27 protein-coding genes are annotated in these 23,963 nt (G+C 60.1%); 19 read left to right on the forward strand and 8 right to left on the reverse strand.

Features of this window, described 5'->3' with window-relative positions:
• Positions 1-18 precede the first annotated feature (18 nt).
• Entirely contained in the window at positions 19-174 is a 156-nt protein-coding gene (locus ACURWW_RS14160; RefSeq protein ID WP_445618019.1) for a hypothetical protein, read from the reverse strand.
• Positions 175-310: 136 nt separating this feature from the next.
• Here ACURWW_RS14160 and ACURWW_RS14165 point away from each other — a divergent pair, with 136 nt between their 5' ends.
• The 6 genes from ACURWW_RS14165 (at position 311) to ACURWW_RS14190 (ending at position 6,887) form a co-directional block, all read left to right on the forward strand.
• Positions 311-1,102 carry a hypothetical protein gene (locus ACURWW_RS14165; protein ID WP_445618018.1) on the forward strand — a complete coding sequence of 264 codons (792 nt, stop codon included), beginning with the start codon at positions 311-313 and terminating at the stop codon, positions 1,100-1,102.
• Between the two features lies 1 nt (position 1,103).
• Positions 1,104-2,141 carry a substrate-binding domain-containing protein gene (locus tag ACURWW_RS14170; protein ID WP_445618017.1) on the forward strand — a complete coding sequence of 346 codons (1,038 nt, stop codon included), beginning with the start codon at positions 1,104-1,106 and terminating at the stop codon, positions 2,139-2,141.
• Positions 2,138-3,658 (forward strand): ABC transporter permease, encoded by a 1,521-nt coding sequence (locus ACURWW_RS14175; protein WP_445618016.1) that lies wholly within the window; start codon positions 2,138-2,140, stop codon positions 3,656-3,658. Before ACURWW_RS14170 ends, ACURWW_RS14175 begins: the two co-directional genes overlap by 4 nt.
• Entirely contained in the window at positions 3,658-4,671 is a 1,014-nt protein-coding gene (locus ACURWW_RS14180) for an ABC transporter ATP-binding protein (RefSeq protein WP_445618015.1), read from the forward strand. The genes ACURWW_RS14175 and ACURWW_RS14180 overlap by 1 nt, the downstream gene beginning before the upstream one ends.
• A 338-nt stretch (positions 4,672-5,009) precedes the next feature.
• On the forward strand, positions 5,010-6,008 hold the full coding sequence (locus tag ACURWW_RS14185; protein WP_445618014.1) for a GGDEF domain-containing protein: 999 nt from the start codon (positions 5,010-5,012) through the stop codon (positions 6,006-6,008).
• An 87-nt stretch (positions 6,009-6,095) separates the two neighbouring features.
• Complete coding sequence (locus tag ACURWW_RS14190; RefSeq protein WP_445618013.1) at positions 6,096-6,887, forward strand: acyl-CoA thioesterase; 792 nt, start codon at positions 6,096-6,098, stop codon at positions 6,885-6,887.
• 50 nt (positions 6,888-6,937) lie between these two features.
• Here ACURWW_RS14190 and ACURWW_RS14195 read toward each other — a convergent pair whose 3' ends face one another.
• A complete protein-coding gene (locus tag ACURWW_RS14195) occupies positions 6,938-7,915 on the reverse strand; it encodes a glutathione S-transferase family protein (RefSeq protein ID WP_445618012.1) in 978 nt (325 codons plus the stop codon).
• A gap of 491 nt (positions 7,916-8,406) precedes the next feature.
• Between ACURWW_RS14195 and ACURWW_RS14200 the strand changes: the two genes are divergently transcribed.
• Together ACURWW_RS14200 and ACURWW_RS14205 are read left to right on the forward strand one after the other, a co-directional pair.
• Positions 8,407-9,261 carry a hypothetical protein gene (locus tag ACURWW_RS14200; RefSeq protein ID WP_445618011.1) on the forward strand — a complete coding sequence of 285 codons (855 nt, stop codon included), beginning with the start codon at positions 8,407-8,409 and terminating at the stop codon, positions 9,259-9,261.
• A 215-nt stretch (positions 9,262-9,476) separates the two neighbouring features.
• The gene (locus ACURWW_RS14205) at positions 9,477-9,917 is read left to right on the forward strand and encodes a DUF6152 family protein (protein WP_445618010.1); all 441 of its coding nucleotides are present in this window, start codon (positions 9,477-9,479) and stop codon (positions 9,915-9,917) included.
• A 520-nt stretch (positions 9,918-10,437) separates the two neighbouring features.
• Here ACURWW_RS14205 and ACURWW_RS14210 read toward each other — a convergent pair.
• From ACURWW_RS14210 to ACURWW_RS14235, 6 genes are all read right to left on the reverse strand, one after another.
• Positions 10,438-10,575 carry a hypothetical protein gene (locus tag ACURWW_RS14210; RefSeq protein ID WP_445618009.1) on the reverse strand — a complete coding sequence of 46 codons (138 nt, stop codon included), beginning with the start codon at positions 10,573-10,575 and terminating at the stop codon, positions 10,438-10,440.
• A 48-nt stretch (positions 10,576-10,623) separates the two neighbouring features.
• Entirely contained in the window at positions 10,624-11,100 is a 477-nt protein-coding gene (locus ACURWW_RS14215) for a DUF6644 family protein (protein ID WP_445618008.1), read from the reverse strand.
• A gap of 59 nt (positions 11,101-11,159) precedes the next feature.
• Positions 11,160-11,720, reverse strand: coding sequence for a hypothetical protein (locus tag ACURWW_RS14220; protein ID WP_445618007.1), 561 nt, complete (start codon positions 11,718-11,720; stop codon positions 11,160-11,162).
• 178 nt (positions 11,721-11,898) lie between these two features.
• A complete protein-coding gene (locus ACURWW_RS14225; RefSeq protein WP_458618504.1) occupies positions 11,899-12,471 on the reverse strand; it encodes a hypothetical protein in 573 nt (190 codons plus the stop codon).
• Positions 12,472-12,524: 53 nt separating this feature from the next.
• Positions 12,525-13,205 carry a HupE/UreJ family protein gene (locus ACURWW_RS14230; RefSeq protein WP_445618005.1) on the reverse strand — a complete coding sequence of 227 codons (681 nt, stop codon included), beginning with the start codon at positions 13,203-13,205 and terminating at the stop codon, positions 12,525-12,527.
• A 7-nt stretch (positions 13,206-13,212) separates the two neighbouring features.
• A complete protein-coding gene (locus ACURWW_RS14235; protein ID WP_445618004.1) occupies positions 13,213-13,782 on the reverse strand; it encodes a hypothetical protein in 570 nt (189 codons plus the stop codon).
• A 234-nt stretch (positions 13,783-14,016) separates the two neighbouring features.
• On the opposite strand from ACURWW_RS14235, the gene ACURWW_RS14240 reads away from it, so the two are divergent.
• From ACURWW_RS14240 to ACURWW_RS14290, 11 genes are all read left to right on the forward strand, one after another.
• Complete coding sequence (locus ACURWW_RS14240) at positions 14,017-14,778, forward strand: beta-ketoacyl synthase chain length factor (RefSeq protein WP_445618003.1); 762 nt, start codon at positions 14,017-14,019, stop codon at positions 14,776-14,778.
• Positions 14,744-15,571, forward strand: a complete 828-nt coding sequence (locus ACURWW_RS14245) for a lysophospholipid acyltransferase family protein (protein WP_445618002.1) — start codon at positions 14,744-14,746, stop codon at positions 15,569-15,571. Before ACURWW_RS14240 ends, ACURWW_RS14245 begins: the two co-directional genes overlap by 35 nt.
• 113 nt (positions 15,572-15,684) lie before the next feature.
• Positions 15,685-15,945 carry a phosphopantetheine-binding protein gene (locus ACURWW_RS14250; RefSeq protein WP_445618001.1) on the forward strand — a complete coding sequence of 87 codons (261 nt, stop codon included), beginning with the start codon at positions 15,685-15,687 and terminating at the stop codon, positions 15,943-15,945.
• A 69-nt stretch (positions 15,946-16,014) separates the two neighbouring features.
• A complete protein-coding gene (locus tag ACURWW_RS14255) occupies positions 16,015-16,269 on the forward strand; it encodes an acyl carrier protein (protein WP_445618000.1) in 255 nt (84 codons plus the stop codon).
• Positions 16,266-16,817: a hypothetical protein gene (locus ACURWW_RS14260; protein WP_445617999.1), complete on the forward strand. Its 552-nt coding sequence runs from the start codon at positions 16,266-16,268 to the stop codon at positions 16,815-16,817. Before ACURWW_RS14255 ends, ACURWW_RS14260 begins: the two co-directional genes overlap by 4 nt.
• Positions 16,810-18,555 (forward strand): ApeI family dehydratase, encoded by a 1,746-nt coding sequence (locus tag ACURWW_RS14265; RefSeq protein WP_445617998.1) that lies wholly within the window; start codon positions 16,810-16,812, stop codon positions 18,553-18,555. The genes ACURWW_RS14260 and ACURWW_RS14265 overlap by 8 nt, the downstream gene beginning before the upstream one ends.
• Entirely contained in the window at positions 18,552-19,304 is a 753-nt protein-coding gene (locus tag ACURWW_RS14270; RefSeq protein WP_445617997.1) for a glycosyltransferase family 2 protein, read from the forward strand. Before ACURWW_RS14265 ends, ACURWW_RS14270 begins: the two co-directional genes overlap by 4 nt.
• Before the next feature lie 38 nt (positions 19,305-19,342).
• A complete protein-coding gene (locus ACURWW_RS14275) occupies positions 19,343-20,350 on the forward strand; it encodes an LpxL/LpxP family acyltransferase (RefSeq protein WP_445617996.1) in 1,008 nt (335 codons plus the stop codon).
• 71 nt (positions 20,351-20,421) lie between these two features.
• A complete protein-coding gene (locus tag ACURWW_RS14280) occupies positions 20,422-20,856 on the forward strand; it encodes an acyl-CoA thioesterase (RefSeq protein ID WP_445617995.1) in 435 nt (144 codons plus the stop codon).
• Entirely contained in the window at positions 20,853-21,434 is a 582-nt protein-coding gene (locus ACURWW_RS14285) for an outer membrane lipoprotein carrier protein LolA (protein WP_445617994.1), read from the forward strand. Before ACURWW_RS14280 ends, ACURWW_RS14285 begins: the two co-directional genes overlap by 4 nt.
• A gap of 8 nt (positions 21,435-21,442) precedes the next feature.
• Entirely contained in the window at positions 21,443-23,923 is a 2,481-nt protein-coding gene (locus tag ACURWW_RS14290) for an MMPL family transporter (RefSeq protein WP_445617993.1), read from the forward strand.
• The last annotated feature ends 40 nt before the right edge of the window (positions 23,924-23,963 follow it).

The following is a 23,963-nucleotide window of genomic DNA, read 5'->3' on the forward strand; positions in this document are numbered from 1 at the left end:
TGTTGTTATTACTTCAGGTCACCGCCAGTTTGTCGTAGCGGCGATCCCAGCTCTTGAAGCGCTTGCGGCAATAAAAACATTCGGGTCGGCGTAGTCGCGAAAGTACAGCTCACTGCTGTCCTCCACGCTGATGTCCTGCTCGCAGTGATCGTTGCTGTCCGACAGAGCGGGCATGGTAGCAGCGGCTCAATCGGAGTCAACGCAGGGACCTTCAGATCCCCCGCCACAATCGGCAGTTGTTGAGCTTTACCATCCAATTAATAATAAGTATCATTTGCAAGAACATCCGACTCTTATTCCCGAGGGCACCATGAAGCGATTCCTCAGCAGTATGTTGCTAATCACGGCCTGTGCCGCGTTCCAGGCCAGCCCGGCCTACGCAAACGGGGAAATCGGCGAGCACGTCAACGACCTCGAGGCGCACATCGACGATTACACCGGCGAAGTCCGCTGGTTCCTGGACGAAGCCGACACCATTGTCGACCGTTACGAATCCAAACCGGAGTCCGCCGATCCCGCCAAGCTGATTGAGAACTGGGAGGCCGTGGATTTTCACGCCGCGATTGAAACCAGTTTCGTCCCCGTCTACGCGTCGATCTGGCAGGGCATCTTCGGCGTCCACGACGGCATCAAGCAGGGCAAGCCGGTCGCGGAAGTCCGCGAACAGCAGCAGGCGCTCGAAGAAGCCATGTGGCAGGCCCTTGGTGCTGTGAAGCTTGCGGCCAAATATCAGGCGGAACAGCCGGTTGCCTCGGACACTTCCCTCGCCGCCGATCCGGTTGCCACCTTGAGTGAAGTGAGGGAGCAGCTGGACCGCGTGGTCGCCAAGTACGCGGAGCGGGATCTTGAAGCCGCTACCTCCATCGTTCACGATACCTACGCCACCCGTTTCGAAGGTGTTGAAGGGGCTCTCATCGAGCAGGATGCGGCTCTGGTGGAGGACCTTGAGAAAGATTTCAATGTGACACTGCCCCTGCGTATCGAGGGTGGCAAGGTGCCTGTGGCCGAAGTGAAAAGCGTGGTGGAGGCGATGCAGGTCAAACTGGAGCGAGCTCAGGCCCTCCTGCGGGAGGCCGAGCAGAATCGCCGGAGCGTATTCTAAGGTGCGCCGCCGCAACTTCCTTCAGATTCTCGCTGCCGCGGGGGCGCTGGGCGCGCTCCCGCCGGCTGCACTGCGCGCGCTCGCAGATGAGGGCGCAGGCGTGTCGGTAGAGCAGTTACCGCCGCTCGAGGGGGATCTGACCCTTTATCTTGGCCGGGGCGAAGGCGGCCTCTATGAGAATGTCCTCGAAGCCATTCGCCAGCGCAATCCCAAGCTGAACCTGCGGGTGCGCACCGGCCCGACCGCCGCTCTCGCCAACACCATTGTCGCGGAAGCCCGCGCCGGAATCAGCCGGGCGGATCTCTTCTGGGCCGTGGATTCGGGAGCGCTCGGCCTGGTTGCAGAAGAAGGCGGCGGCCATGTTCTGCCGGAAGATATCACCGGGCAATTCGATCCGCTGTTCAGCTATCCGAAGTGGGCGCCGGTCTCGGGGCGCATCCGCACACTGCCATTCAACACCGAACGTCTGACAGCCGACCGGGTGCCCGACGATATCATGGCTCTGGCGGACAGTGATCTGTCGGTTGGCTGGGCGCCCGCCTACGCGGCCTTCCAGTCCTTTATCACCGCCATGCGGCTGCTGGAGGGCGAACAGGCTACCGGCGACTGGCTGCGGGCCGTCAGCCGCCGCGCCCGTAATTACGCGGGCGAGCTGGGGGTGGTTATGGGCGTGGAAAGGGGGGAGGTCGACCTCGGTTTTGCCAACCACTATTACACATTGCGCCTCAAGTCCGGCAAGCCTGACGCGAAAGTGGATCTGGCCTTCACCGAGAAGGATGCGGGCTGTCTGTTGAATGCTTCCGGCGTGATGGCTCTCAGTCCCAGTGACACTGCGATTAATTTCATCCGCTATCTGCTCACTCGCGAGGTGCAGTCCTATCTCGCCACCGAAGCCTACGAGATCCCGATGGCTCGCGGTATGGGCATGCCCCCGGGTCTGCCTCCCCGCGACAGTATTCACCCGCCCGACATCAATCTCACACGACTGGCCGACCTGAGACCCACACTGGACCTCATGCGTGACGTTGGCGTCCTATGAGGCGCTGGCCACTGTCCTATCCCTGGGCCGCGCTGATCGCGGCCGCAGCCCTGCTTCCGGTCGCCGTCCTGGTGGACCTGGGCTGGGAGGCCACGGGCGTTTTCAGCGCCCGCACCCTCGGTGTTCTTGCCAACACACTGCTGTTGACTGGCTTGACCGCACTTGGCGCGACCCTGCTCGGTGTTCCTCTGGCCCTTCTGGCCGCTTATGTGGAGTTGCCCTGGCGACGTCTGTGGCTTATCGCCCTTGCGGCGCCGCTGGCGATGCCGAGCTACATCGGCGCATTTACCTTCTACGCGGCCTTCGGTCCCGGCGGGGAAATCGAGAATCTTCTGGGTATCGTTACACCGCGGCTGGATGGATTGGCCGGCGCGACGCTGGTGATGACCCTCTACACTTATCCGTTTGTACTATTGACTACGCGGGCGTCCCTGCGGGGGCTCGATGGCAGTCTCGTGGATGCTGCGCGGACCCTGGGCCTCTCGCTTCCCAAGAGCCTGTGGCGTGTGGTGTTGCCGCGGGTGCGCAACGGCATTGCTGCCGGCGCCCTGCTCTCGGCCCTGTACACCCTTTCCGACTTCGGAACGCCGGCGATCATGCGGGTGGATACCTTCACCCGGGTGATTTTCGTGGAATACAATGCCTTCGGCCTCACCCAGGCGGCGATGCTCTCGCTGCAGTTGCTGGTCATCGTGGTTCTGGTGCTGTTCCTGGAAACACGGGTCGGCAGCACTCACGAACGCCCGGGCCGACCGTTGTCGCTGTGGCCGGGTAAGCCTCTGGTGGCGGGGGCATTTGGAGCACTTGGGCTGGTGTTCGGTCTCGCGGTCGGCCTGCCGCTCCTGATCTTCGGAGTCTGGTTGTGGCGCGAGGGCGCCGGCGATTTCGAGCTGGGCTATGCCTGGAATTCCGCAAAGGCCTCGCTGCTGGCGGCTCTGGTGGCTCTGGTGCTCGCCGTGCCTGTGGCTCACGCGGCAATTGCCGGGCGGGCCGGTCGGTTGATGGAGCGGATCACCTATCTGGGGTTTGGTGTGCCCGGGATTGTGCTGGGTACGGCGCTGGTCTACGTGGGCTTGCGCCTGCCCGTCTTGTACCAGACCCTTGCCTTGCTCGTGGTTGCGTATGTATTCCGTTTTCTGCCCCTGGCCGTGGGTTCGGTGCGGTCCACGGCGGAACGGCTCGACCCGAGCCTGGTCCAGGCCGCCCGAACCCTGGGGGCGTCCTCCCGCGAAGCGTTCTGGCGCATTACAATGCCGCTCACCCTTCGGGGGCTGATTGCGGGCGGCGCCCTGGTGTTTCTGGAGGCCATGCGGGAACTGCCGGCAACTCTGCTGCTGCGGCCGACCGATTTCGAGACCCTGGCCACCTATCTGTGGCAGGTCTACGAGGCGGGTTACTTCGGCCGTGCCGCGGTACCTGGGCTGCTGCTGGTGGTGATTTCCGGGTTTGGGCTGGCCCTCATGCTCAGCGGTGAGCGGCGCGCCGAGATGGGTGTACTGAAAGACGAGAACCTTTGATGTTGGAAATACGGAATCTCTGCGTAACCTATGGTCGGACCCCGGTGGTTGAAGACGTCAGCCTGACGCTGGGCGCCGATGAGATTCTGATGCTGGTGGGTCCCACCGGCTGCGGTAAAACCACCATACTTCGCGCCATCGCCGGCCTGGTCCCGATCAGTTCGGGCGAGATCCGGCTGGGTGAGCTGCATATCGATGCGCAGCGTATGGTGCCCCCCGAGAAGCGCAACGTGGGCATGGTCTTCCAGGACTTCGCTCTGTTCCCCCACATGACCGTGGAGCAGAACGTGGCGTTCCGCCTGGCCGACAAAACGCCGGCGGACCATTGGCTGCGCTTGCTTGGCCTGGAACCCCTGCGCCGGGTGATGCCGGGGAATCTGTCCGGGGGGCAGAAGCAGCGGGTGGCGCTGGCGCGTTCCCTGGCCCACAAACCCGCCCTGATATTGCTCGACGAGCCCTTGTCCAACCTGGATGCCGCACTCAAGGACAGTCTGCGCTGGGAAATCCGCGAGGCATTGAAAACCGCCGGCGTGCCCGCAATCTGGGTGACCCACGACCAGGAGGAGGCCCTGTCGGTGGGCGATCGGGTGGGCATACTCAACGGGGGCCACCTCGAGCAGTTGGACCCACCGGAAACCTGCTTCTGTGAACCCGTCAGCCGCTTCGTTGCGCGCTTCCTTGGTGAGGCCGCCTTCCTTCCCGGCCGCCTGGAGGAGCATGTGGTGCACACCGCCATCGGCGCCGCTCCGGCCACGCCGATGGATGGCGCGAGCGGGGAGGTGGACTTGCTGGTGAGGCCCGACGATCTGTCGATCAAGTCCTCGGCGACCGGCAATGCCCGCGTTGAACGAAACCGGTATGAAGGAGGCTCGCGCCTCTATGCGGTGCGCCTGAATGACGGTCCGCTCGTGGAAGTCCGCGCGAGCCATGAAACTCACTTTCAGGTCGGCGATCGGGTCGCCCTGAGCATCACCACCACACACCCGCTGGCGGCGTTCAAGCGCGACGCCTAGACCTCGCGTACCACTGAGGCCCCGTTCCCTGCGGGAAAGCTGCGGTCGCCCCTCCAATCTGCCGCCCGTCCGCCATTTGTCGGATGGCGGTTCCCTTTGCTCCTGACGCGCCGTATTCTACGTGCCCGGTTGTTGATTTACCCGTCGAACGACAGCAACACGTCAGCGAAAACCCTTGCTGCCTGGTGCTCCACAGGATCTCCTGCCGGAACCAGCCCAAAGATGGGTCCGACTCCATTTGTGATCGGGACAGGCTTCGTCGCCGGCGTGCTCGAATCTGCGCGTGTCGCTGCCAAGTCCGTGGAAGTCTTGACGACAAGGATGTGTGAGGCAACAGGATGATCGAAATCAGACCCAATTACCGCGAGGTAATGGCCTATCAGATCTACAGCGCCGTAGGATTTCTTGTGGCGCCTTTCTCGGTCTGGGCTCTGGCCCGCGGCCAATATCTTCTCGCCGTCCCGCCGCTGGCCACGGCCGCTCTCAGCATTGTCAACGCGCTGCATTTCCGGCGCTACGGTCGGTTCTATGTCCCGCCCTGTATTCTCTCGCTGTTCTACATTGCCGATATCGTGGTCGTCATCCGCGAGTTGGGAGCGGTGGGCGCCTACTGGTCCTTCCCCATTCTGCTGGCACTCTACTGGAAGCATCCACGCAGACTGGCCGTTCCACTTGCCACTTTGTGCTTTGTCGCCGTTTGCGGTACCGCCTATCTGACCCTGCCGCCTGAAACCGCAGTTCGAATCGGAGCAACGCTTCTTACCACAGCGGTGTTCTTCAACATTGCGGTCAGCAATCTCGAACAGCAGTACGACGAATTGAAAAAGCTCACCGTGACGGACCATCTGACCGGGGCATTCAATCGCCGTTACATGGATTCCAAGCTCGACGAACTGATTGAACGGAAAAAACGCGGTCGGGGGGAAGCCGCCCTCGTTGCGTTGGACGTGGACCACTTCAAGCGGATCAATGATCTGTTCGGCCACAGTACGGGCGACCGCATACTGGTGCGCATTGTGGAGCTGATCCGCTCGCGGGTGCGGGTGCTCGACAGCGTTTGTCGCGCGGGCGGAGAGGAGTTCATCATTATTCTTCCCGACACCACGGAAGCCCAGGCCCGGGCGGTGGGCGACGAGCTGCGTGCGACTATAGGGTCCTCGCCCATGCTCAAGGAATCGCGGGTGACGGTGAGCTGTGGAGTGAGCGGCCTGCGCAACGGCGATACCCGCGACCGTTGGCTGCGGCGGTGCGATCAGGCCCTGTACGTGGCCAAAAACAATGGCCGCAACGCTGTTGCGGTGTTCGAGGAAGGTGCGGCGGACCTGGCAGGCGCCTGACCGCCCGGTGTCGGCCCAACCTTGATATATACTGCGCCCCCGCCCATGCGGCAAGCCACGTTCATTACCAACGACAGAGAAGCCATCATGCCGAGTTTCAGCGAGATGATGGACAGTGCAGTACTGTCCGACACCGGATTACACATCAACATCACGGAGGACTGGCTCCAGGGGCGCACGGTCTACGGCGGCATGCAGGCGGCGATCGCCGTCCAGGCCATGCGCCAGCGGGCGCAGCCGGATGCAGCATTGCGCAGTGTGCAGATCACTTTTGTGGGGCCGGTCGGTGCGGGGGAGGTGGACGTTACCACCCGGCTGTTGCGTCAGGGTAAATCCGCAGGGCAAGTGCAGGCGGAAATCGTACAGGGCGGCGCATTGCGGTTGATTGCGGTTGGAATCTTCGCCCGCGACCGGGTTTCCCAGGCCTTCCTGGATCCGGCCATGCCGCCGGCGACTCCTCTGGCGGAGTTGGCTGAATCTGCTTTCGTCCCCGAGGGGCGCCCTGCCTTTCTGGGTCATTTCGAGAGCCGAATTGCCGCGGGAGACCCCTTGTTTTCCGGCAGCGACAAAACCGACGGCATCATCTACGTTCGTCATCGGGGCGACACCGGCTGCAGCGAAGCACACCTTACCGCCCTCGCGGACCTGCCACCGCCCATGATCGCGACGCGCCTTCGCGAGCCCGCGCCAAACAGCTCCATGAACTGGCAACTCGACTTTGTCAGAACGCCCGACCAGCTTGGCGCCTGCGAGTGGTTTCGCATTGACGCCCAGGCCATTGCCGCCGAAAACGGTTACAGTTGGCAGAACGGCTCGATCTGGACCGAGAAAGGCGAGCTGGTGATGCTGAGCCGGCAATGCATGGCGGTATTCGGATAGGCAATCTGCAGCCGGAGTCGCCGGCTGCCCCCGCCAGCTCCGTTCGATGATCAGATGGTCTGGCGGTTGTGCGGCCGCATGTAATCGATCTCCGGCCCAACCGGAACGATGCGAGTCGGATTGATCATGTCGTGGCTGTAATAATAATGACGTTTGATGTGATCAAAGCTGACCGTCTCCGCAACGCCGGGGTACTGGTATAACTCCCGCACGTAGTTGGACAGGTGGGGGAAGTCTTCCAGACGCTGGCGGTTGCATTTGAAATGGCCGTGATACACCGCATCGAAACGAATCAGTGTGGTGAACAGCCGCCAGTCGGCCTCGGTGAGTACCTTGCCCACCAGATACCGTTGCCGCGAGAGAATGTCTTCCACCTGATCCAGCGCGGAGAAGAGCTCCTTGTACGCTTCCTCGTAGGCCTTCTGGCTGGTGGCAAAGCCGGCCTTGTACACCCCGTTGTTGATGTTGTGATAGACCAGTTCGTTGACGGCCTCGATCTGATCGCGCAAATCCTCCGGCCAGAAATCCAGGGTGTTGCCGGTAATGGAATCGAATGCGCTGTTGAACATGCGGATGATCTCCGCTGATTCGTTGGAGACGATCTCTCCGTTCTTTTTGTCCCAGAGCAGCGGCACGGTCGAGCGCCCACTGTAGTTCGGGTCGTGGCGGGTGTATAGCTCGTAGTGGTACTGAGAGCCATACAGCCGGTCCCCCGTACTGCCTTCGCTCTCCTCGTAGGTCCACCCATTCCCGAGCATGAGCGGGCTGACCACCGACACATCGATGAGGTCGGATAGGTTTTTGAGGCGTCGGAAGATCAGGGTGCGGTGGGCCCATGGGCAGGCGAGGGATACGTAAAGGTGATAGCGGTCCGGTTCCGCCTTGAATCCACCCTTGCCGCTGGAGCCCGGCTCGCCGGTGGGGGTGATCCAGTTGCGCAGTTTGGCCTCTTCCCGCACAAATTTGCCCTTGCTTGCTTCGGTGTCGTACCACTGGTCGTGCCATTGTCCATCGATCAGTAATCCCATCTGCCACCTCGTCTGTTGATGTTGATGCTTCCCTGCATTGTAATGCGCCTCCCATAAGCTAACAGGGGCAATTTTTTGGCGGATCCGTTCGCCTCTGACGGAGATCAAAAGCTGCCACCTTTGGACGGGTGATCAGGCCCGGGTCGCGTTCGCGTGAAGCCTGTCCCAACTTTTCGGGACGGAGAGCTTTTAACGAGTCGCATTTTCTGAGTCAAATGAAGTCGCCGGCGCACTGTGCAGCGGGACTCGGAAAGCCACGGAATCCAATGGGTTAAGTTATGTTGTTACCCTTCGTGGCGCTTTGCGAAACCGGGTATGATTCGCTAACATCCTCGCCTGACCACCAGGTACCCGGTGCCGGGCGCCTCCGAATCATCTGCGGTCCGGGCGAGATTGTCACCCTGCGAGAGCGCGTTTTGGTCGGACCTTTTGTTCTACCGCCTAGACAACAGCGATAATCGAGCAGTCTATTACTAAAAGAGAGAATGCATATGCTTAGCCACAGCTTCCGAAAAGGAATTATGTTCCTTGGCCTGATGTCCTCCGCAATGCTGGCGGCCAACTCTTCATTCGCCGAAGACTATGAGCCGGAGCGGCTCCCCAGTGGCAAGCCGGACTTTAACGGCGTGTGGCAGGCCTCCGGTCGGGACAACTACGATGTTGAGCCCCATTCCGCCCGCGCGGCTCTGGCTTTCCGTGAAGGCCCCTTTGTGCCGGTGCCGGCGAAGGAAGTGGTGGCGCTGGGCGCCGTAGGCGCTGTTCCTGCCAGCCCGGGTATCGTTGAGGGCGGCGAGATCCCTTACAAAGACGACGCGCTGAAGCAGCGCAACGACAACCGCGAGAATTACCTGGAGCGCGATCCGGAGATCAAGTGCTACCTGCCGGGTATCCCGCGGGCCAACTACATGCCTTACGCATTCCAGATTTTCCACAACGATGACGCTTTGTTCTTCGCTTACGAATATGCGGGTGCTGTGCGCAACATCATGTTGGAAGATCCGGGTGAAGCGCCGATCGATTCCTGGATGGGCCAGTCCTGGGCACGCTGGGAAGGTGATACACTGGTGATTGAAGTCACCGCACAGAATGGTGAAACCTGGTTGGATCGTGCCGGCAACTTCATTGGTTACGGTGCGACAGTGACCGAGCGCTACACTCAGACCGGTCCCAACACAATGGCTTACGAGGCCACCATTGAGAACCCGGATGTATTTACTAAGCCGTGGAAGATTCAGACTACTCTGTACAAAATGGCTGGTAAGGATGCGGAGTTGCAGCAGTTCAAGTGTGTCGAGTTCGTTGAAGAATTGATGTACGGCCACCTGCGTAAAAATCCGTTAGACTAAGTTTAGTCAGGTCAAGGCGGGGAGAAATCCCCGCGCAATGTGAGTCTAATCAATTGACGAGCTGGCGAATCCCGGGTTAACACGGGGAAAATGGTCAAGAGTTTCGGTGTGTGGTGATGCGGATCAATGAGCATCGGACGCAATCACGAGACAATGTGCTGGCAGCCAGCAGTAGAGACACAAATCGAACATTTAGTTAAGTAGAGGATATGCCAATGAAAATCAAGATCGCTGCCATTGCAGGCATGATCGCGACAGGCCTGATCGGTGGACTCAGTCAGGTTAATGCCCACCACGCCTTCGCCGCCGAGTTCGATGCAGACGCTCCGGTATTGCTGCGCGGCCAAGTGACCAAGGTTCAGTTCATCAACCCGCACTCCTGGGTTCATATTGTTGTGGAAGAGGAAGACGGCAGCAAAACCGATTGGATGGTTGAGGGTGGAACTCCCAACACGCTGCTGCGTAACGGCATCAACCGCAACTCTCTGGCGGTGGGTACTGATGTGATCGTGCGCGGTTACCAGAGTAAGGACAAGGTGTGCGAGCCCAAGTGTAAAGCCAATGGTCGTGACATTACCCTGGCCAATGGTGAGAAGGTCTTCATGGGCTCTTCCGGCACTGGTGCTCCGGACGACGGCGCTGATCCGACCGAATAATTCAGAGCCTCCTGCTGCGGCAGGGATCTGAGTCAAACAAAAAACCCCGCGGGAGCGATCCTGCGGGGTTTTTTTATGGCTGAGGTTGTTGCTTCGGTGCGGATCCGGTGGTGCTGGCAAGCTGTCCTGAGGTCGTCGGGAAACCGCCAAAATGCGTCCGTCCATGGACAGGCTCGGCGGCGGCCGTCCTGGCCGCCGACGTTTCCCGCCAACCTCCGGACAGCTTGCGGGATGGCCCGGTGGTGTTTTGGGTCTCGCGGGGGCGGGTTTGGAGCGGGCAAGTTGTCCTGAGGTCGTCGGGAAACCGCCAAAATACGTCCGTCAGTGGACAGGCTCGACGGCGGCCGTCCTGGCCGCCGACGTTTCTCAACGACCTCAGGACAACTTGCTGGGTGATTCCGGGGTTATTACTGCGCAAAAAAAGCTCTCGAGGGATATCCTTGAGAGCTGTGGAAGTGTCGGAAGTGTGTGGGCCGCGCGTCGGCGCGACCGGAGCTATGCGGTATTACCCGCGGTCGGTCTATCCGTAGGCCATTTCCAGCATTTCCATGACGCCCTGGATCTGGATGACCCAGAATACCAGTGCGGTGAGGACAATCGCGGCGGAGCTGCCGGCCGCGACGATTTCCATTGTGCTCAATTTGCTTTCGTTGCTCATGTTCATCTCTCTTAATATCTTCGGGTTTCGTCGCGATTGGCTGACCGATCAGGAGAAGCCGATCCAGCGGCCGGTGGCTGCTACGGTAAACCACACCAGTATGGAGGCCACCGCAACGCCCTTGAGGACCCAGGGCTTGAGTTGCTCATGGTCTTGCACGAGAAGTGGGCGCTTGACCGCAAACACGAACACGATACCCGCAGCCAGGGCGATCATTTTGGCCCAGAAGAAGTCGTTGTGATAAACCTTGATGGCCACCCCTGCGGCCATGAAGACGCCGGAGAGCAGGATCAGGGCGAGGCCCAGTTTGAACCATTTGTGGGCGTTGTCGGTGACCACTTTGGAGGGGACGTCGCGGAAGATTACGTTGAGCAGGCGCAGGTCGGTGGTTATGACTGCACCGCCCAGCAGGGCCATGGAAAACAAATGAAGGGATTGGACCATGGCATAAGTGCCGCCGTAGGCTTTGGCGGCCTGGCCCAGCAAGGATGTTTCTAACCATTCGAAAAAGGGTAATAGCTCCATGAGGAACTCCTGCAAATATATTTAAATCTTGAAATTGAATATCACGGTGGTACTGGCGCTTACTGGAGGTCGCAGCCGACGGCCCAGTTGATGAAGGCACCTTGGGGTGTGTCGCAGTCGTACCAGTCGTAGGCCATCAGGCGGCCCATGATGATGACCAGAATCCACAGGGAGAGGGATAGCCCGGCGCCGATGCGGATGCGCTTGGGGGGCAGAGGGGCGCGATCCCAGGTGTCGATGGACGCGGCCATGGCTTTGTGAAACAGCCAGGCGTTCACGCCTGCGGCGCCGAGCAGAATAAGTTTGATGCGAAACCAGATGCTCTGAGTTTCGTGCACTGCGTTGGCGTAGTAGAGGAGGAGACCGGTGATGATCATGATGGCGAAGCCGATGAACATCGGGATATTCATCTGGGCATTCATTTTCGAAGCGGGAATGTTTGTAAAGGACCAACCCAGCATTCGCAGGTCAATCATGAACAGCATGCCCAGGGACAGCATCAGGGTGAGAACATGGGTCGACTCGATCCAGTTCCACATGTAAAAGGAACCGATCAGCGACTGGCTCCCGGAGGTGTTCCCGAGCCACTCGGCAAAGTTAAAGAGTAATTCATTGATCACGTGCTTGTCTCTCCTCTCTGATTACAGCAGGTCGACCCCGTTCCGGGTCTCGGGTGTGATCCTGCATTCAAACGAAACATTACATCGCTTGGGCAGCGAATGAAATCCGCTACCGTAATGTTTGGTTAACTTTGGTTAGTCCTGCCTGGTTTGCTGATCCGGATCAATAAACCGCGTTTTACTCTGATGTACCGAATGTTTTCTCGTCCATGAAGTTCATGCGAAATTCGGTTGCGGCACTGAAGAATCCGGTGGTGTTGAGTTCCAGCACCACCTCACGGCTGCTTCGGTTTTCCCAGAACCAGCCGTGAATGCCGGAAAATGGAGCGGTGTAGGAGCCGCGGGCTGCTGCGCGGCTTCCCCTGGCAAAAGACGGCGAGTACTCCTGCGGGTCGATACCATCCTGTTCCGAGTGCATGTCGAATTCCAGGTCTCCATCGGCGTGCCAGCTGAAGAGCATGGTCGCACCTTGTTCGAGCCGGTATTTGTATTCGACCGATTCGAAGGGGGCGAGCACGATGCGATAGCGATCCTGGTGGATTTCCGTGTTCTGTTCGTTCAGCGCCCCCACCATCTGCTCTTCGGACATGCCGGTGATGCCGAGTAGTGCCCCCGTGCCCAGCGGGTCAATGTTGAATTCGGCCGGAAGAATCGTTGTAACCAGCAAAGCGCCGGCCACGGCCAGTGCGGTGAGGCTGGCGGCAGCGATCTGACGGGTGGAGGCGGAATCAGTAGTCGGGTGAATATTCATAAGTGATTGGACGCTGTTGGAAGGATTGACCATTCAAAAAGTTGATCCCCAGATCAGGGGCCAAAGAAGTAGCCGCTGAGCTGGTACCCGGTCAGGAGGAAGCCCCCCGTCATCAGCAGGGTGTTGGCGAGGAACGCGCTGGATGCAAAACCCGGGCTCCGGCGCCATTGCCAGAGCAACAGAAGAATGGCGGTGAGCGCAAGTATCTGACCGATCTCAACGCCCAGGTTGAAGCTCAGAATGTTAGCAACAAGCCCGTTTTCGGCGAGGCTGAAGTCCTGCAGTTTGGTTGCGAGCCCCAGGCCATGGAAAAGGCCGAACACCAGCACGGCCACTCGGGTGTCCGGCCGAACCCGGAAAATCTTCTCGAAACCACCCATGTTCTCGAAGGCTTTGTACACGATGGACAGGCCGATCACTGCATCGATCAGCCAGGCGTTTACCTGCAGTCCGCCAAGGACTCCGGCCAGCAAGGTGATGCTGTGACCAATGGTGAACAGGGTGACGTAGAGAGCCACGTCCCGCAGCTTGTATAGAAAGAAGATAACCCCGACCAGAAACAGCAGGTGATCGTAGCCGGTCACCATGTGTTTGGCTCCCAGATACATAAAGGGCGCTATGGCCGCGCCGTCCACCCCTTCAATAAACCGGGCATTTTCCTCGGAGACATTATGGGCGGCTGCCACCACCGGGAGCAGCAGGGCCGCAAAGACGAAACTCAGCCTGAACTTCATCGGCAATCTATTCTTCGTCAGGGTAGGCGTAACGCTGATGGCAGGCGACGCAGACGCGATACAACTGGCCGCCCAGGTCGAAAATCGCTTGTTTGTCCTGTTCCTGGGAGGCCTTCAGCAGTTGATTGCCGGTTTCAACGATGGCCTGGGAGTACGCGATCCAGTCTTCACCGCGCCCGTCTGCGCCGTTTTCGCGGCCAGGCAACATGAGGAGGTTGCCGGATTCCGCAATCATGGCCGAAGCGTTGACCAGGGCCTGCCACTCCTCGTCATTCGTGGGAAACAGCTCCTGCTCTCCCTGTTCGGTGATTTCCCAGCCGGAATTTCCCCAGATTACATCCGCTGCCGGATCCATGATCCAGTTCATCATGTCGATCATTTCGGTGGTCGGCTTGTAGGGTGTGGCTTCGGAGGCCGGTTCGCCACTGCTGCAGCCCACCAGCAGGAAAAGGGTCAGGGCAAGCACGATGATGCGCATGAAGTGTCCTCTTGGCTGTTCGAAAGAGCCCCGTCGGGGCGAGAAGGGCATTGCGAAGCCGGCGAGCGGCTCCGGCGAGTTGTGATTGGGAAGAATCATCTTATACTTGCTTCAGGGAGTTCAAGCAGGTCCGCGTTAAGAATGATTGCTTCGTCGTGGAAGGACCTCGAACTGGCTCGGCTGGGTATGGTAACAGCTTTTCTCCCTCTGTTCGTAAGGTGGGTGGTGACCATTTCCCGATCGGGGTTCACCCGGTTAGAATGTGCCCCTGCGTGGGGTGAACTGCCGGGCGCGTTCGCTTTTATTGAAGTTTGAATTGATTCTTGGGGTCTCGTGAGCGGTACTCATCTCAGCATCAAGCGCTGGTCGGCATGGATGCCCGGAATTTCCAGCCGGCAGGATTGGAAAGAGTGGGCACAAGGCGGCAAGCACGTGGTGGCCGGCGAGAGCCCCTCTGTTCAGGATATACCGCCCATGCTGCGCCGCCGGCTCAGCCCCCTCGGCAAGATGGCCCTCTCGGTGGCCTGGCCGCTGCTGTGCGAGAGCGCTCCCCGGCCCAGTGTATTTTGCAGTCGGCACGGCGAACTCGAGCGCACGGTGGGTATGCTGCGGGGTCTGGCCCAGCGCGAAGACCTGTCTCCCACCCATTTCAGCCTTTCCGTACACAACGCCATCGGTGGAGTTTTCTCCATCGCTCGCTCCGACCCCAGCCCCATTACAGCCCTGGCCGTTCCCGACGAAGGCTTGAGCCAGGCCATGCTGGAAGCGAGGCTCATTCTGGCGGAGCAGCAATGCGAGGAGGCGCTGTGCGTCGTTTACGATGCGCCGCTGCCTGAGGTGTACCGTGAGTTCGGCAATGAACCGCAGTGGCCCTACGCGGCCGCCTTTATCATCGGCCAGAGCGATTCGCAAACAACACCTGAAAACCGCTTTTCCTTGTCTCTGACAGGGGGAGAAGGCCAAAACTATTCCCGGCGGCCACCCGGCGAACCCCAGGTCCTGACCCTGATTCGCTTTCTCCTGGACGAGCAACAGTCGGAGCTTCGTCTGCCTGCAGGCAATGACTTCTGGCAGTGGCAGCGCGACCGAGGATGACCATGCAAAGCGGGTGTGGGCCAACATGAGTACCGGGCTCAATCGGGCGTGGCGGGTCGTCGCCACGGGCCTCGCCTTCACCTTGTTCGGAGTTGGTGGAGCAATGCTGCCCCTGGTGGCCGTTCCGCTGATTTACCTTGTCCCCGGAGACAAATTGGCCCGTGAACGGCGTGCAAAAGCCGCAATTCACTATACAATGCGCGGCTTTGTTGAGATTATGCGCGGCCTTGGGATTTTGACCTATAGTGTAGAGAATCCCGCGGACTTCAACCGCCCGGGGCAGCTTATTCTGGCCAATCACCCGTCGCTGATCGACGTAGTGTTCCTGATCGCCTTCATCAAGCGTGCGGATTGTGTGGTAAAGAGTGCGCTGATACGCAACCCGTTCACACGTGGGCCCATCGGGTTGGCCGGCTACATTGCTAACGATGATCCGGAGAAAGTGATTGAAGCCACGGTCAGTTCGCTCGCACGGGGCAACAGCCTGATCATCTTCCCGGAGGGAACGCGAACGACCCCCGGCGAGCCGCTCCGGTTGCAAAGGGGCGCGGCCAATGTGGCCTTGCGCGCGGGTGTGCAGATCACACCGGTCGTGATCCGCTGCGTACCCACGACCTTGACCAAGAACAATCCCTGGTACCGGGTCCCGTCGCGGCGTTTTCATTTTTCGATGCAAATGCAGCGCGGCATCGACGTAGCGCAGTTTCAGGAGGCCGACAACCCGTCCCGGGCGGCGAGGAGGCTAACCCGCTATCTGCAGAATTACTTCACGCAGAAGCTGGCGGACGGCTAAAAAAATTATCAATGGCGCGTCGTGCATGAGCGTCTCGCGACCGCGCAGTGCGGTGGTGCAGATCTCCACTCGACCACCCAGCCGACAATCTTGCTTGAAGGAGCACAAGACCAATGAGCGATCTACAGCGTGATCTCAAACAGCTGATCATTGATTCTCTCGATCTGGAGGATATCAGCGTCGAGGATATTGACAGCGAGGCTCCGCTGTTTGTGGAAGGTCTGGGGCTGGACTCCATTGATGCGCTTGAGCTTGGGCTCGCTCTGCAGAAGCGATACGGCGTGAAGATCGATGCCGACTCCGCAGAAACCAAAAAGCACTTCGCCAGTGTGAACAGCCTGGCCGCTCTCGTAGAAGCTCATCGGCAGCAGTAGTTCAGCACGTAGAGTACAGGGCAACTCAGCGCAGGAAATCAGCGCAGTAAAAAAGAAACGGGTGATACGATGACCGACAGAGACGAAATATATCAGGGCGTAGTCAGGGTGCTCGGCGAGCTGTTTGAAGTGGAGCCGGCAGAGGTATCCCTGGACTCGCACCTCTACCAGGACCTGGACATCGACAGCATCGATGCCGTGGATCTGGTGGTCGAGATCAAGAAGATCACGGGCCAGAAAATAAAACCTGAAGACTTCAAAAATGTCCGTACCGTAGGCGACATTGTGGATGCCGTCAGCGAGCTCATGAACAATCAACAATGAATCTGGTACGACTCTCGGTCGGGCTGGTCAGCTTGCTGTACCCGCTGGCCGTTTATCTGGGCTTGCGTCATTTTGATCCACGTTCGCTGGTACTGCTGCTGGTGGCGGTGGCGGGCTTGCGGGTGCTTTCCAACCGGGATTCCGCCATCAATTACTGGCTGTGGGTTCCGTGCTTCGGTCTGCTCACGTTCTGGATCCTTTTCAGTAACTCGGATCTGGGTTTAAAACTGTATCCTGTTCTCCTGAACCTCAGTTTTCTCATCATGTTTGCCTGGAGTGTGTGGAACCCGCCGACCGTTATCGAGCGTCTGGCGCGGCTGCGGCATCCGGACCTTCCCGATGAGGCCCGCGGCTATACTCGCGTGGTTACGTGTGTGTGGTGCGGTTTTTTTCTGCTGAACTGTACAGTCTCGCTGGCAACCGCTCTATGGGCCAGTGACGAAATCTGGGCGCTCTACAATGGTTTGATTGCCTATCTGCTGGTGGGAGCTCTGTTCGCAGGGGAGTGGCTCGTGCGTCAGAGAGTGATGGGGCGGGTGCATGGCTGAATACGTAAGCCTTCACAAACTGCTCGCCTGTGAGCGTCCATCCCGGCCCCAGGCCATTCGCGACGGCCATGAGCTGAGCTGGGCCGCCTGGCGCCACCGTGTCAGCCAGTGGCGGGCCCTCCTGTCCGGCCACTCTGGGGCGACCTGGGCTCTCTACGAGCCGGACACTTTCGAATTCTCCGCAGCGCTTTTTGCCCTTTGGGCCTGCGGTAAGGTGGCCTGCGTACCCGGTTCCAATCAGCCCCTGGTGGTAAAAAATCTGGACAACCGGGTGGCCGGCTACATCGGCGCCTTTGAGCCTCCCGAAGGAAAAGTCCTGCTCTCTCCACCCTCGGAACAGGCGCCTGCGTTGCCGGATGCGGTGGAGCTGGATCCGGACGCGGCGGTTATGGAGATCTTCACCTCGGGCTCCTCGGGTGAGCCCCAGGCCATCGGCAAAAAGCTGTATCAGCTTGCCGAAGAAGTGGATAATCTGGAGCGGCTTTGGGGCGACCTGGGGGAAGGCGCTACCACCGTGGCCACTGTCAGCCACCACCACATCTACGGTCTGCTGTTTCGGGTGCTCTGGCCGCTCGCCTCCGGGCGTCGTTTCGACGCACAACTGAGCGAGTATCTCGAGTCTCTCAACCACCTTGAACTCCCCGGAGCGGACCAGCCGGTTCTGTTAATTTCCAGCCCCAGCCATCTGTCCCGAATCCCTGCCGACACCGACTGGAGTCCCCTGCGCACCCGCTGCCGGGCCATTTTCAGTTCAGGTGCACCACTGCCCCGGGAGGCCAGCATCAGTGCTCGCCAATTGCTGGGTCGCTCACCGATCGAGGTCTACGGCAGTTCCGAAACCGGAGGCATCGCAACTCGGCAGCAGGCTGCCGATCATGAGGTGCTCTGGACCCCGGTCCCCGGCCTGCGGGTGGGGGTCGACGAGGCTAGCGGATGCCTGAAGATTCTTTCCCCCTATTTGCCGCCGGATCAGTGGTATCTCACCAGCGATCGGGTCTCTATTCATCCGGACGGGCAGTTTCAGCTTCTGGGCCGCGCCGACAGAATCGCCAAGATCGAGGGAAAGCGGGTTTCTCTCACCGAGATGGAGCAGCGGCTGGGGCAGCATTCATTTGTGGAAGCGGCCCGGGTGTTGGTTCTGTCGGGCAAGCGCACCGAAGTGGCGGCCGTTGTGGTCCTCACCGCCGAAGGGGCGGATCACCTGGCTCGTGAAGGCCGGCTGGCTCTGGGGCGTCTGTTCGGTGACTGGCTCCTGGAGCAGTTCGAACGGCCCGTGCTCCCGCGCCGCTGGCGCTACCCCGGACAACTGCCGATGGATAGCCAGGGCAAAGTCAGCCAGCAGCAGTTATCGGCGCTCTTTGCCAATACTCGCCAGGGGCGCCCACTGCTGCCCGAGGTGATGGAGACCCGGCACACGGAGGAGGGCGTTCGCCTCGAACTGCGAATTCCCCCGGACCTTTTCTATTTTCAGGGGCACTTTCCTGCGGCCCCCATTCTGCCCGGGGTGGTGCAGCTCCAGTGGGCGCGTCACTACGGCCGCGAGCTACTGGGATTTAGTGGCAAGTTTTCACATCTCGAAGCGGTCAAATTCCAGCACGTGGTACGCCCCGGTCAGCACGTAAGTCTGGAACTCGACTACAAAAGGGGCAGATCCAAGCTATCCTTTCGGTATTTCTCGGACTCAGGCCAGCACGCGAGTGGCCGCATCGTGAACACCACGGAAACGGCCCCGTCATGACCTCCGAGTGGCGGCCCGTCGTTGTTATACCGGTCTACAATCATGAAGAAGCCGTGGGCGATGTGGTGGCGCGGCTGAAGCCCTGCGGGTTGCCCGTTATTCTCGTCAACGATGGCAGCCGTCCCGGCTGCAGCGCAGTGCTGGAACAGCTTGCGGCCGACAACGAGTGGGTCTCGCTGGTGGAACTGCCGGAGAACCGGGGCAAAGGAGGCGCGGTCAAGGCGGGCCTGCGCCGCGCTCTGGAGATGTCCTGCACCCACGCGCTGCAGGTGGACGCGGATGGTCAGCACGCGATCGAGGACGTGCAGCAATTTCTGGACATTGGACAGGAAAACCGGGAAGCGCTGGTGTCAGGGGCACCGATCTACGGGGATGATATTCCCGCGTCCCGTTATTGGGGGCGTCTGCTTACCCACTTCTGGGTGTGTGTGAATACGCTGTCGAGGGACATTCGTGACTCCATGTGCGGCTTCCGCCTGTACCCGCTGGCCCCGGTGGTCCGTCTGCTCGACGAGGAGTTTACGGGTGAGCGAATGGACTTTGATCCGGAGATTATGGTGCGCTGGGCGTGGCGCGGTGGGCAGATCATTCATGTTCCTACCCGCGTGAGCTACCCTATGGATGGTGTTTCCCACTTCCAATTATGGGGCGACAACTGGCTGATCAGCAAAATGCACACGCGGTTGTTCTTCGGCATGCTGCTTCGCCTGCCGCGCCTGCTGGGCAGAAAATTTCGCCCGCAACGTTGAATTTATCTCGCCGTCTGCCGGATTGCGATGGTCACCTTATGAAGAATCAGCACTGGTCGGAGATCAACGAGGCCACCAGCGTACTCGGAATCCGTTTTCTGTTTTTGGTGTACCGGGTGCTGGGTCGGGGTGTGTTTCACCTCTTCGTTGCGCCCGTCATTCTGTACTACTTCTGTTTCCAGGGGCGTGCCCGGCGTGCATCCCGGGACTATCTGCAACGGGTTCAGGCCATGAAGGGGATTCCAGACGGACGTTCCCTGAAAAGGGCCAACCTCAAACACTTCTTCTCCTTCGGCAGCGGTTTGCTGGACAAACTGGCGGCCTGGTCGGGAGGAATCAGACCGGCGCATGTGGAATACTGCCGGCGCGACGAATTTCTCAGCGAAGTCGAAAGCGGCCAGGGTTGTCTTGTGATTGCGTCTCATCTCGGCAACCTGGAAGTCTCCCGCATGCTCGCCGACTCCCACAAGCGAGTGAAGCTGAATATCCTGGTCCATACCAAGCATGCGGAAAAATTCAATCGTCTGCTGCAGGAAGTGGATGAAGCCAGTTGCCTGAACCTGATTCAGGTTACCGAAGTGACGCCGGCCACCGCGGTCATGCTGAATGGAAAGATCGAGGCCGGCGAAGTGGTGGTGATTGCCGGCGACCGTACACCCATTGGCAGCAGCGAGCGAGCCAGCGAGGTGGAGTTTCTCGGAGATCGGGCTCTGCTTCCCCAAGGCCCTTATATATTGGCGTCCATTCTTCGCTGCCCCGTGTACACCATCTTCTGTGTGCGCGCAGAGAGTGGCTATCAGGTGTTTATCGAGCCCTTCGCGCAGCAGATTCGCCTGTCGCGCAAGGAGCGGGAGCGCGAGTTGCAGCAATGGGCCCAGCGGTTTGCAGACCGCCTGGCGGACTACGTGCTGCGCTTTCCCTTCCAGTGGTTCAACTTCTATGACTTCTGGTGGCGTCCAGACAACCCGGAGCACGGACCGGCGCGGGGAGCGGGCGAACAGCAATCGACAACAGGCTCTTCGCCTGCCAGTGCTGTGCGTCACTGATCAAGGTGCGCACCCGCGGCGGGCTACGCCGGCCGTAAATCCGTAAACCGAACGAGTAAGGCATGCCCCCAATGGCCAGACCGCCGAAACTGCTGCAGACCAGCGTGAAAATCGAAGTCCCGTTTCACGATGTGGATCTGATGGAGGTCGTCTGGCACGGCCATTACGTAAAGTACTTTGAAATAGCGCGCTGCGCGTTGTTGGAGAGCTGCGGCTACAACTACCCGCAGATGAAGGAATCCGGTTTTGCGTGGCCGGTTGTGGACATGAGAATACGCTACCCCTCACCGGCAACCTTCGGAGAAACCATCACGGTTTGCGCCTGGGTCAGTGAGTGGGAACATCGCCTCAAAGTGGAGTACGAAATCCGCAACTGCGAAGGCCAGCGGCTGACCCGCGGTTACACCGTTCAGGTGGCGGTGGACATTGTCAGTGGTGAGATGTGCTTCGAATCGCCACCCGTCCTTCTCGAAAAATTGGGCCTCGGCCCGGGAGCATCCTCATGAGTCGCATTGTGGTCCTGTCCCTTGCTTTTCTGTGTGCGCTGCCCGGTCTGGCTGCGGAATCGGGGCCGGATCTGCTGGCCCAGCTCGAAGGGCGAATCGAACTCAGCGAAACCGTCCGCGGCAGCTTCGCTCAGAGCAAGTTCATTGCGGTGCTGCCTGCCCCTCTCAAGTCGTCGGGCGCGTTCTCCTACGAGCAGGGCGGAACCCTGGTCTGGGACACCCGGGAGCCCATTGCCAACCGCCTGGTCTTTGATGCTCAGGGCATTCACCAGAGCGTCGAAGGCAAAACTGTGTGGGAAGTGGACGGGGAAACGCCTGCGGCGACCACCATTACCCGGGTGATCAGCAGCGTGCTCGCCACCGACTGGGACGAGTTGCAGAACTTTTTCGTCATGGAGGGCGAGGTGAATGAGCAATCCTGGGAGCTGTATCTCCAACCGAAGGAGGCGGTCCTTGAGCAGGTCATTCAGTCGGTAACCGTGCGAGGCGACCGCCAGCTGGAGTCCATGGTACTGATGGAAGCCAATGGCGATCGCAGCGAAATCACCTTCGCAGTGCAGCGCTCGAACGAGCCATAAACTTCATTATGCCCATCACCTCCAAGTCTCGCCTGGTGCTCTTCCTCATGCGGCCATGGCTGGCACTGATCTGGCTCGCCACCTTGCTCGCCTGCGCTGGCTGGATCGGCGCATCTCTGGTGGGCGGCTACAACTTTGATTCGAACATCACGGCCTTGCTTCCCGCATCTCATGCAGAGGAGGAGGCCGAGCGGGACCTGATGGCTCATGTGGACGGGCACCTCTCCCGTTTCGCCGCCCAGCGCATGTTTTTCCTTGTCAGTCATCCACAACCCAGCGAAAGCGCCGCCGCGGCGGCTGCCCTTGCCGAGCGACTGGAGCAAAGCGGTTTGTTCTCCGAACTGCAGGGCCGCATCCATCAGGAGCAGGGCGGGCAATGGCAACAATCGTTCTTTCCGTACCGTTATGCGCTGACGACGGAAGCGGATCGGGCGCAGCTTCAGAGCGGCTCACTGGGCAATGAGCACCCCTCGGTGGAGAAGGCGCTGTCGAGGCTGTACAGCCCCATGGCCAGTGCTCTGGGTGCCACACTGCTGGACGATCCTCTGCAGACCTTCTTCACCTGGCAACTGGAAGCCGCGCCCCGCACGCCCCTGAATACTGAAGACGGTTGGCTCAGCCGCCGCTTCGAGGGGCGCAGCTACCGGCTCCTGCTGGGGACCCTGGCGGGCGACCCCTACCAGCTGGACTTTCAGGCTGCGGTTCGGTCGCTCCTGGACGATGCGCAGGCGGATCTACCGGCGGACGTGGAGCTTCTCAGCTCCGGCCTGCTGATTCATGCCGCCCACGGCGCGGAGCAGGCGCGCAACGAGATATCCACCATCGGTCTTGGCTCTCTGGTGGGTATCACCCTGCTGCTGATCTACTGTTTTCGCCGCGTCCGCTATTTGCTGATGGCTTTTGTGCCCATTGCCTGCGGGTGGGTGTTCGCTCTCGCAGTGAGCATGGCCCTGTTTGACGGCCTTCATCTGGTAACACTGGCCTTTGGAGCGAGCCTCATCGGGGTGGCCATCGACTACGCGCTCCACTATCTCTGCGCGCGGCAGGAAACCGGTCGTCAAACCGATTCCCTTAAAACGCAAAAAACCGTTCTTTTTAAATCAAGGGCACACGCCGAGTCCAGGGCGAGCGCGGTGAGTCTGGCGGATGTGCTCCCGGCCATATCCCTCGGCCTTCTTTCCAGTGTTCTCGCTTACGCCGCACAAGCAGCGGCACCGTTCCCGGGTTTGCGGCAGATGGCGGTGTTTTCTGTCTGCGGTCTCCTGGGCGCATGGCTGACGGTGCTGGTCTGGCTGCCCCATCTGGCCGCGAGTTGTGCAAAGGAGGCGCCGGTGCATCGCCTGGCCGACACCTTTGCGCGCATGCTCGCCCGCTGGCCGGACATTCGGCGCCCCGGAGTGGCTGCCCTGGTCCTGCTGTTCGTCGGTCTTTGCCTGTACCAGCTCGGCCAGACGGAGTTGGACGACGATTTGCGCAAACTGCAGACCTCCCCGCCGGAATTACTCGCCGCGGACGCAAGGTTGCAGACCCTGACCCGCGCGGTCAGTCCGGGCCAGTACTTCCTCGTGTCCGCCGGGTCCGAGCAGGCACTGCTTGCACAGGAAGAGCGGTTCCGGAGCAAGCTGGACCCGCTGGTTAACGCCGGGGAGCTTTACGATTATCACGCTGTGTCCCGGTGGCTGCCTTCCCTGGCCTCCCAGGAGCAAAGTGTCCAACTGAACACCAATCGGGTGTTCGCAAGCGGAGGGTTGGCGGAGGCCTTTGCGGCCCGGCTCGGTTCGCCCGAGTTGGCCGATCAGATGCGCTCGCGGTTCGCCATCACCAGTGGTCAGCGCCTCGATGTGGCCACCTGGCTGAACACCGAGGTGGGACGGCAGCAGGGTCACCTCTGGCTCGGTGAATTCGGGGGGGAGTACCACTCTCTGATCATGCTGTCCGGCGTCGGCGACCGCGCACTCACCAGCTTGCCCGAACTGGTGCAGCCTGGGGTCCGTTATGTAAATAAAGTCGATGAAATCACCGCGATCCTGCAGGACCATCGCCAGCAGCTGCAGTACTGGATTGTGTTTGCCTATGCAGCGGTCTTTTTGCTGCTGAGCTGGCGCTACGGCCTCTCCGCATGGCGTGTGGTGGCGGCCCCCGCTATCGCCAGTATCGCCAGTTTGGCTATACTGAGCTGGTTGGGGCTGACTTTGAATATCTTCAGCCTGCTGGCTTTGTTATTGGTATTGGGGATTGGCCTCGATGCGGGGATCTTCCTGCGTGAGAGCGCCCGAAGCCGCTACACCTGGACAGCAGTCACCCTCGCCGCCTGCACGACCCTGCTCGCTTTCGGCCTGCTTGCCTTGAGCAAGACTCCGGTGCTGCAGCAGTTTGGCAGCACGGTGGTGGTGGGCATTGTGGCGGTCTGGTGCCTTGCACCCTGTCTGATCCGGTCAGTCGAGGAGCCTGCGCCGCATCCGGCCACAACAAACCCGAGCCACGGTTGATCGCGCCTCGCGCGGCTACCGTCGATCCATTGCACATGTT

This window comes from Gilvimarinus sp. F26214L (assembly GCF_054401055.1).

Excerpts from the sequence above, each read along its gene's own strand:
- ACURWW_RS14160 (WP_445618019.1), bottom strand. The coding sequence starts at position 174 with ATGCCCGCTCTGTCGGACAGCAACGATCACTGCGAGCAGGACATCAGC.
- ACURWW_RS14165 (WP_445618018.1), top strand. The coding sequence starts at position 311 with ATGAAGCGATTCCTCAGCAGTATGTTGCTAATCACGGCCTGTGCCGCG.
- ACURWW_RS14175 (WP_445618016.1), top strand. The coding sequence starts at position 2,138 with ATGAGGCGCTGGCCACTGTCCTATCCCTGGGCCGCGCTGATCGCGGCC.
- ACURWW_RS14180 (WP_445618015.1), top strand. The coding sequence starts at position 3,658 with ATGTTGGAAATACGGAATCTCTGCGTAACCTATGGTCGGACCCCGGTG.
- ACURWW_RS14185 (WP_445618014.1), top strand. The coding sequence starts at position 5,010 with ATGATCGAAATCAGACCCAATTACCGCGAGGTAATGGCCTATCAGATC.
- ACURWW_RS14190 (WP_445618013.1), top strand. The coding sequence starts at position 6,096 with ATGCCGAGTTTCAGCGAGATGATGGACAGTGCAGTACTGTCCGACACC.
- ACURWW_RS14195 (WP_445618012.1), bottom strand. The coding sequence starts at position 7,915 with ATGGGATTACTGATCGATGGACAATGGCACGACCAGTGGTACGACACC.
- ACURWW_RS14200 (WP_445618011.1), top strand. The coding sequence starts at position 8,407 with ATGCTTAGCCACAGCTTCCGAAAAGGAATTATGTTCCTTGGCCTGATG.
- ACURWW_RS14205 (WP_445618010.1), top strand. The coding sequence starts at position 9,477 with ATGAAAATCAAGATCGCTGCCATTGCAGGCATGATCGCGACAGGCCTG.
- ACURWW_RS14210 (WP_445618009.1), bottom strand. The coding sequence starts at position 10,575 with ATGAGCAACGAAAGCAAATTGAGCACAATGGAAATCGTCGCGGCCGGC.
- ACURWW_RS14215 (WP_445618008.1), bottom strand. The coding sequence starts at position 11,100 with ATGGAGCTATTACCCTTTTTCGAATGGTTAGAAACATCCTTGCTGGGC.
- ACURWW_RS14225 (WP_458618504.1), bottom strand. The coding sequence starts at position 12,471 with ATGAATATTCACCCGACTACTGATTCCGCCTCCACCCGTCAGATCGCT.
- ACURWW_RS14230 (WP_445618005.1), bottom strand. The coding sequence starts at position 13,205 with ATGAAGTTCAGGCTGAGTTTCGTCTTTGCGGCCCTGCTGCTCCCGGTG.
- ACURWW_RS14235 (WP_445618004.1), bottom strand. The coding sequence starts at position 13,782 with ATGATTCTTCCCAATCACAACTCGCCGGAGCCGCTCGCCGGCTTCGCA.
- ACURWW_RS14245 (WP_445618002.1), top strand. The coding sequence starts at position 14,744 with ATGACTTCTGGCAGTGGCAGCGCGACCGAGGATGACCATGCAAAGCGG.
- ACURWW_RS14250 (WP_445618001.1), top strand. The coding sequence starts at position 15,685 with ATGAGCGATCTACAGCGTGATCTCAAACAGCTGATCATTGATTCTCTC.
- ACURWW_RS14255 (WP_445618000.1), top strand. The coding sequence starts at position 16,015 with ATGACCGACAGAGACGAAATATATCAGGGCGTAGTCAGGGTGCTCGGC.
- ACURWW_RS14260 (WP_445617999.1), top strand. The coding sequence starts at position 16,266 with ATGAATCTGGTACGACTCTCGGTCGGGCTGGTCAGCTTGCTGTACCCG.
- ACURWW_RS14265 (WP_445617998.1), top strand. The coding sequence starts at position 16,810 with ATGGCTGAATACGTAAGCCTTCACAAACTGCTCGCCTGTGAGCGTCCA.
- ACURWW_RS14270 (WP_445617997.1), top strand. The coding sequence starts at position 18,552 with ATGACCTCCGAGTGGCGGCCCGTCGTTGTTATACCGGTCTACAATCAT.
- ACURWW_RS14275 (WP_445617996.1), top strand. The coding sequence starts at position 19,343 with ATGAAGAATCAGCACTGGTCGGAGATCAACGAGGCCACCAGCGTACTC.
- ACURWW_RS14280 (WP_445617995.1), top strand. The coding sequence starts at position 20,422 with ATGGCCAGACCGCCGAAACTGCTGCAGACCAGCGTGAAAATCGAAGTC.
- ACURWW_RS14285 (WP_445617994.1), top strand. The coding sequence starts at position 20,853 with ATGAGTCGCATTGTGGTCCTGTCCCTTGCTTTTCTGTGTGCGCTGCCC.
- ACURWW_RS14290 (WP_445617993.1), top strand. The coding sequence starts at position 21,443 with ATGCCCATCACCTCCAAGTCTCGCCTGGTGCTCTTCCTCATGCGGCCA.